Raw genomic sequence first — 6,341 nt, forward strand, 5'->3', positions numbered from 1 at the left:
AAACGCTGGGTCGTGGAGAGAACCAACTCCTGGATGAACGGCTTCGGCAAGATCCGCCGCTGCACCGACCGCAACGCCCAGATCATCGACTTCTACCTGTACCTGGCCGCAGCGATCGTCACCATCCGTCAACTCATCCAACGAGCCCGCACGCTCTACCGCTGGGACACCCGACCCACCACCCGCCGACTCAAGTAACGCCTATTGCCGGTCGCTCTAAGCCTCGTCGAGCAGATGCTCGCGCAGGGCCGCGAGCTGCGCGTCGGTCACCCCGGCGTGCCGCAGGTACGCCTCGATCGAGCCGTGCCCCGCGCGCAGCTCGTCCAGGAAGATCTGCATCGCCTCGGCGGGCGAGGCCAGGAACAGCGCCGGCACGTCCGCCCCGCCGGGCGTGGTCTCGGCCAGCCAGGCACTGAACCGGGCGGACGCCTCGCTGCTCAGCGCGTAGTCCGCGGCGATGTCGGCATCGTCGACGCCCAGCACGGCGAGGGTCAGCGCGCACACGATGCCGGTGCGGTCCTTGCCGGCGACGCAGTGCACCACCACCGGGGCGTTGGTGGAGTCGGCGATCAGCCCGACCGCCTCGGCCAGTCCGGCGGTGCCGGTCTGTGCCAGGTCGGCGTACCGGTCCGCAAGGTAGCGGGCCAGGCTGGCGCCCTCCTCGTGCGGCGTCTCGGCCCAGTCCGTGTGCTCCGGGTGGATGTGCCGGTAGACCAGCCCCTGGTACGCCGGCACCCGACCGTCGCGCTGCACCTCGGTGGGGCGGCGAAGGTCGATGACGGTGCGGATGCCGATCGCGGCGAACGCGTCGCGGTCCTGCTCGTCGAGGCGGTGCAGGGAGTCGGACCGGTAGAGCCGGCCCCGGCGTACGGTGCGGCCGTCGTGGCCGACATAGCCACCGACGTCGCGGAAGTTGAAGGTCGCGGGCAGCGGGATGTGTCGGTTGTCGTCGATGGCGTCCACGGTGACACGGTAACGGCCGGCGCGGCTTTACCCCCACCGGCCGTCGGTCCGATCGACTATCGGGCCGTTCCGGGCGGGAGTGCCCCGTACGTCTCGTCGTAGTAGCCGCCCAACTGGTCCCGGTAGGCCGGGTCGCTGTGGCTGGTCTCGTCGTACTCCGGAGCGGCCTTGATCTGGTCGCGGGTCCGGTCGACGGAGACGGTGCGCTGGTCGTGGTCGACCTGGTTGACCGTGCCGGCCGGCAGCATCACCTTCTTGCCGAAGATCCACGGACCGGTGTCCACCACCAGGTAGCTGCCACCCACCTCGTGGCTGGCGCTGTCGATCTTGCCGATCCCACCGTCGGTCGCCTCGACCTTGTAACCGACCAGGTCGGCGTCGGCCACCCCGGCCTGGTCGCGGTAGCGCCAGGGGTCGAAGGCCCCGGCCGGCGCTCCGCCGGGGACGGTGCCCTGGTCGCCGCCACGCAGCGGGTCCGGCCCGGCGTGGGCGGCGTGCGGGTCGATCCTGTCCATGCCGTTCACTCCTGACTGTCGCCGATCACCTCGGCGGCGGTGGGTGCGGTGCGTCCCCGCAGGAGCTACCCGGCCGTAGCGGCCCGGAAACGGCGACCAGCGGGCGTACGCGCGCGTCAGGTCAGCGCGGCCTCGGCGTCGAGCGTGACCGCGGCCGCGTGCACGACGGCGGAGATGCGCAGCGCCTCGTGGATCTGCTCCGGGGTGAAGCCGGTGGCACGCAGCCTCTTCTCGTGCGTCTCGAGGCAGATCCCGCAGCCGTTGATCGCCGACACGGCGAGGCACCACAGCTTGAAGTCGCCCTTGTCCACGCCCGGCCTCGCGGTAATCTGCATCCGCAGTCGGGCCGGCATCGAGGCGTACTGGTCGTCGCCGATGAGGTGCGTGGCCCGGTAGTAGATGTTGTTCATCGCCATGATGGCGGCGGCACCCTTGGCGGCCTCGACGCCCTCCGGTCCGAGGTGACCGAGCGCCTCGGCGGCGATCTCGCGGAGCACCACCGGGTTGCGGGCGGCGACCGCGCAGGCCAGCGCCGTGCCCCACGCCTGCACCGCGCTCAGCGCCGAGGTGCCGATGGTGGAGTCGAGGTTGAGTCGGATGTCCCGGGCGTACTCCGGAAGGGCCGCCCTGATCGCGCCGAGGCCCATGGTTCAGACCCCGCTGCCGAGGAGCTGTGCGTCCCGGTCGACGGCCTCCGCCGGGCTGATGGAGGCGCGCTCCACCGGCCCGACGGAGACCGGACGCCACGTGCCCTCGTGGGACGTGTGGTTGATCGTCTCGGACGCGTTGTTGGCGCCCCGCGATACGCCGGCGAAGAGTCCGTGCTCAGGTAAGCGGTCACTGACGGTGAGCACACGTCCTCCTTGCGGATGGCGCGGTGGCCATCCTTGGATCCGTTCCAGATGCTGCCGCATGGCTGCTCCTGCCGGTGCGCGGCCTGATGGCTTGTGAAGCCGATCACGAGCGATGGTTCTGAATGAACGAACCCTCAGTCACCGTCCCGGCATGTGGGCAGTATCTCCCAAAAGCGGGGAAGGGGTGGCAGAGTAGCCGTCGTGACCAGCACCGACCTGATTATTGCGACCTAGCGCGCCGGCTCTCCCCTCCGCCGAGCGCGCAGACCTCCCGCATCCGCGGGAGGTCTTTTTGTTGCTCCGAGAAAGGATCCTGATGACGTTCCAGGTCTACGACACGACGTTGCGCGACGGCGCCCAGCGCGAGGGGCTCACCTACTCGGTGGTCGACAAGCTGGCGGTGGCCCGGCTGCTCGACGAGTTCGGCGTCGGCTTCATCGAGGGCGGCTGGCCGGGAGCGGTGCCCAAGGACACCGAGTTCTTCCGGCGGGCGCGCACCGAGCTGACCCTGCGGCACGCCGTACTCGTCGCGTTCGGCGCCACCCGCAAGGCCGGCGTCGCGGTCGCCGACGACCCCCAGGTGCGCGGCCTCCTGGACGCGCAGACCCCGGCGGTCGCCCTGGTCGCCAAGGCCGACATCCGGCACGTCGAGCGTGCGCTGCGCACCTCCGGCGCGGAGAACCTCGCGATGATCCACGACACCGTCACCCACCTTGTCCGTGAAGGGCGGCGGGTCTTCGTCGACGGCGAACACTTCTTCGACGGCTACCGGCACGACCCGGCGTACGGCGCCTCCGTGGTGCAGACCGCGCTCGCCGCCGGCGCCGAACGCATGGTGCTCTGCGACACCAACGGCGGCATGCTGCCGTCCCAGGTGACCGCCGTGATCCTCGACCTCACCAACCGGCTCGGGATCGACCCCGCAGTGTTCGGTATGCACGCCCAGAACGACACCGCATGCGCCGTGGCCAACACGATCGCCGCCGTCGAAGCGGGCGTCCGCCACGTCCAGGGCACCGCCAACGGGTACGGCGAACGCCCCGGCAACGCCGACATCTTCGCCGTCGTCGCCAACCTCCAACTCAAGCTGGGTATGCCCGTCCTACCGGACGGCTGCCTGGAACAGATGGTGCGGGTCTCGCACGCCATCGCCGAGATCGCCAACATCGCCCCCGACACCCACCAGGCGTACGCCGGGGCCGCAGCATTCGCTCACAAGGCGGGGCTGCACGCGAGCGCGATCAAGGTCGACCCGTTGCTCTACAACCACGTGGACCCGTCGGTGGTGGGCAACGATATGCGGATCCTGGTAACCGAGATGGCCGGCCGGGCCAGCGTCGAGCTCAAGAGCCGTGAGCTCGGCCTGGACCTGGCCGGCCGTCCGGAGGCGCTGACCCGGGTCACCAAGCGGATCAAGGAACTGGAGGCCGATGGCTGGTCCTTCGAGGCCGCCGACGCCTCGTTCGAGCTGCTCGTCCGCTCCGAACTGCCGGAGGGCGGCCCGGCCCGACCCTTCACCCTGGAGTCGTACCGGGTGCTCGTCGAACACCGCGAGGACGGGGCCGTGGTCTCCGAGGCGACCGTGAAGATCCGCGTACGCGGCGAACGCGTGATCGCCACCGCCGAGGGCAACGGCCCGGTCAACGCCCTGGACGAGGCGCTGCGGGTGGGGCTGGCCCGGCACTATCCACAGTTGCGTGACTTCGAGCTGGCCGACTACAAGGTGCGCATCCTGGAGGGCAACCACGGCACCGGCGCGGTCACCCGGGTCCTGCTGGAAACGGCCAACGGCACCGGCCGCGACTGGACCACGGTAGGCGTCCACCCCAACGTGGTGGAGGCAAGCTGGCACGCCCTGGTGGACGCCCTGACCTACGGCCTAGCCCCCACCCGCGTCTGACAGCCTTCGCGATCTTGCACCTTCTGTCGTTGATTCACGGCTTATGCGCCTAATCTCGGGGCAGGAAGTGCAAGTTCGCGAGGGGTGGGGAGAGTGAGGGTGGTGAGGACTGGGCGGTGGTCGCTGTTGGGGAGGGTGTGCACGCTGAGTGCGCGGACGGCGATGCGGCGGTCGACAAGCACGTGGTCGATCGTGACCGGGGGGATGAGATCGCCGTCGTACGGGCCCCAGGTGCCGGTCAGTCCCTCACCGGTGGCGTCGGCGGCGTCGACGTAGCCGGTGCGCAGCAGGGCGCGCAGCGGACTGTGGTCGAGAGTGGAGTTGAAGTCCCCGGCGAGGATTCGCAGTTCCCCATCCGGGGTGGCCGGTGGCTGGGCGGTCAGGTCGGCCCGCCAGGCGTCGACCTGATCCACTGCGTACGGCGCCGAGGGGTGGGCCGACTCGACGCGAACCGGAGGTGCGCCGGGGACGGCCAGCGTGCCGTACGCCTGGCTGAAGCCCCAGCCGCCACGGTTGTTCCGGATGCCGGCACCGCTGATCGGCCAGCGTGCGTAGAGCCCCGACCCGGGGGTGCCGTCCTGGGGGTTGAGCTGCCGGTGGGGGAGTAGTCGGTCGAGGCCGAGCCGGTCCAGGGCGGCCTGCGCGTCCGGGGTGAACTCCTGCACGGTGAGCACGTCGACGTGGTGTGTGCGGACCAGGTCGACGAGGGTCCGGGCGTCCCCGGCGCCGGCGAGTAGGTTGGCCGTGAGCAGTCGGACGGTGGGGCCGGTCGCCGCCGGTTGCGGGGCGGCCAGCGCCCGGGGCGCGACCACGCCGAGCAGCGCCACGGCGGCCAGTGCCGCGACCGCCGCCGACCACCAGCGCCGCAGGGCGACCGCGAGGGCGAGGGCCAGCACGCTCCATCCCGCAACGTACGGGGTGAAGGCGAGTGCCTGCACCAGCGGCCCCCGGTCGAGGCCGGCGATCCGGATCGCGGCCCAGGCGGCCACCGGTCCGACCGCCAACCAGCTGAGGACGGTGCCGACCCGCCGGAGGGGGCGTCGGAGCGGCGCGGTCGAGGTGTCGACGATCATGGCGGTCAGCCTAGTGGGAGCGGTCGACGCATTTCATGAATGGTGGTGCGCTCACCTTTCACAATTGACTGACGGCTGACCGACAGCTCACTAAATTGTGATCAACTATTGACGCCCGGCTTTTTATGGTGCTACGTTCCATCTGGTCTAAACGACGCAACTCTGAGTAGTAACCCCAGCTCAGGCGGGATGTGGATCGTCGAGGAATCCACTTCCTTTATCCGTCGTAAACCTATTTTCAGGCAATCATCCGTCCCGCCCCGCGGGTCGGCCGAATTCGCACGGTCACACAAGGGGGACCTGTCATGAACACATCCTTCCGACGTAAGGCGGCGGCGGTCACGTTCGCCGTCCTGGCGCTGACCCTAGCCGGGGGCGGGATCGCTGTTGCCCAGCCCTCGGCGAAGGCGCCGCAGCAGGCTGTCCAGCCGACGGCGAAGCGCGTGGACAACCAGCCGCCGGTGACGGCCGAGTCGGCGCGTAAGGCGCAGGCCGCGCTGAAGGCCGGTGGGGCCACCACCCTGGTCGCCACCACCGTCTACACGGTCGTCAACTCCAACGGCACCAAGGCCCGCGGCACCGGCACCGTGCTCAAGTACGGCCCCGGACAGTACGAGGTGCAGTTCGGCTACACCGTGTCGGCCGGCGCCTTCCTGGCGACCATCTCCCGCTCCGACTCCTGCTGCATCCCGCCGGCCGGAGAGGTCTCGGTCGCCCCGCGGCTGAGCACGCCCAACGCGGTCTTCATCCAGACCCGCAACTCGTCCGGCACCCCGGCCGACCTGGGCTTCACCCTGCTCACCCACACTCCCTGACGGAGTAGGGCCCGGCCCCCGCGTCTCGTACGCGGGGGCCGCACCCGTGCCCGCTCACCGTAGGCCGAGGCCGACCCGCCGGGTCGTCGACCGGCTAGCCCTGCATTCCGCACGTGGCTGATTGTCAACACCACTCGAGTGGGTCGATGTCGAGGAGTTCGAGGAGATGGAGTTGTAGGGGTGTGGGTTGAGGGATGGTGTGTGGGTTGCCGCTGGTCGCG

Annotated in this window: 7 protein-coding genes and 1 pseudogene; 3 read left to right on the forward strand and 5 right to left on the reverse strand. The window is 70.1% G+C overall.

All coding sequences use genetic code 11. The features are described 5' to 3' along the window. A pseudogene (locus F8271_RS29120) lies at positions 1 to 198 on the forward strand (IS5/IS1182 family transposase); the annotation flags it as partial. 18 nt (positions 199 to 216) lie between these two features. Here F8271_RS29120 and F8271_RS29125 read toward each other — a convergent pair. The 4 genes from F8271_RS29125 to F8271_RS29140 all read right to left on the reverse strand — a co-directional run bounded on the left by F8271_RS29125 (position 217) and on the right by F8271_RS29140 (position 2,332). Next, positions 217 to 963: a tyrosine-protein phosphatase gene (locus F8271_RS29125; protein ID WP_151493037.1), complete on the reverse strand. Its 747-nt coding sequence runs from the start codon at positions 961 to 963 to the stop codon at positions 217 to 219. 56 nt (positions 964 to 1,019) lie between these two features. Then, a complete protein-coding gene (locus tag F8271_RS29130; protein WP_151493038.1) occupies positions 1,020 to 1,478 on the reverse strand; it encodes a PRC-barrel domain containing protein in 459 nt (152 codons plus the stop codon). 116 nt (positions 1,479 to 1,594) lie between these two features. Continuing rightward, complete coding sequence (locus F8271_RS29135) at positions 1,595 to 2,125, reverse strand: carboxymuconolactone decarboxylase family protein (protein WP_151493039.1); 531 nt, start codon at positions 2,123 to 2,125, stop codon at positions 1,595 to 1,597. Positions 2,126 to 2,128: 3 nt separating this feature from the next. Continuing rightward, entirely contained in the window at positions 2,129 to 2,332 is a 204-nt protein-coding gene (locus F8271_RS29140) for a hypothetical protein (RefSeq protein WP_151493040.1), read from the reverse strand. A gap of 316 nt (positions 2,333 to 2,648) precedes the next feature. On the opposite strand from F8271_RS29140, the gene cimA reads away from it, so the two are divergent. Further along, complete coding sequence (gene cimA / locus F8271_RS29145; protein WP_151493041.1) at positions 2,649 to 4,232, forward strand: citramalate synthase; 1,584 nt, start codon at positions 2,649 to 2,651, stop codon at positions 4,230 to 4,232. A gap of 41 nt (positions 4,233 to 4,273) precedes the next feature. Here cimA and F8271_RS29150 read toward each other — a convergent pair whose 3' ends face one another. Further along, positions 4,274 to 5,302, reverse strand: coding sequence for an endonuclease/exonuclease/phosphatase family protein (locus tag F8271_RS29150; RefSeq protein ID WP_370461989.1), 1,029 nt, complete (start codon positions 5,300 to 5,302; stop codon positions 4,274 to 4,276). Positions 5,303 to 5,610: 308 nt separating this feature from the next. On the opposite strand from F8271_RS29150, the gene F8271_RS29155 reads away from it, so the two are divergent. Further along, a complete protein-coding gene (locus tag F8271_RS29155) occupies positions 5,611 to 6,120 on the forward strand; it encodes a hypothetical protein (RefSeq protein WP_151493043.1) in 510 nt (169 codons plus the stop codon). Positions 6,121 to 6,341 lie beyond the last annotated feature (221 nt).

It is taken from the genome of Micromonospora sp. ALFpr18c (assembly GCF_008868155.1).
Classification (GTDB): domain Bacteria; phylum Actinomycetota; class Actinomycetes; order Mycobacteriales; family Micromonosporaceae; genus Micromonospora.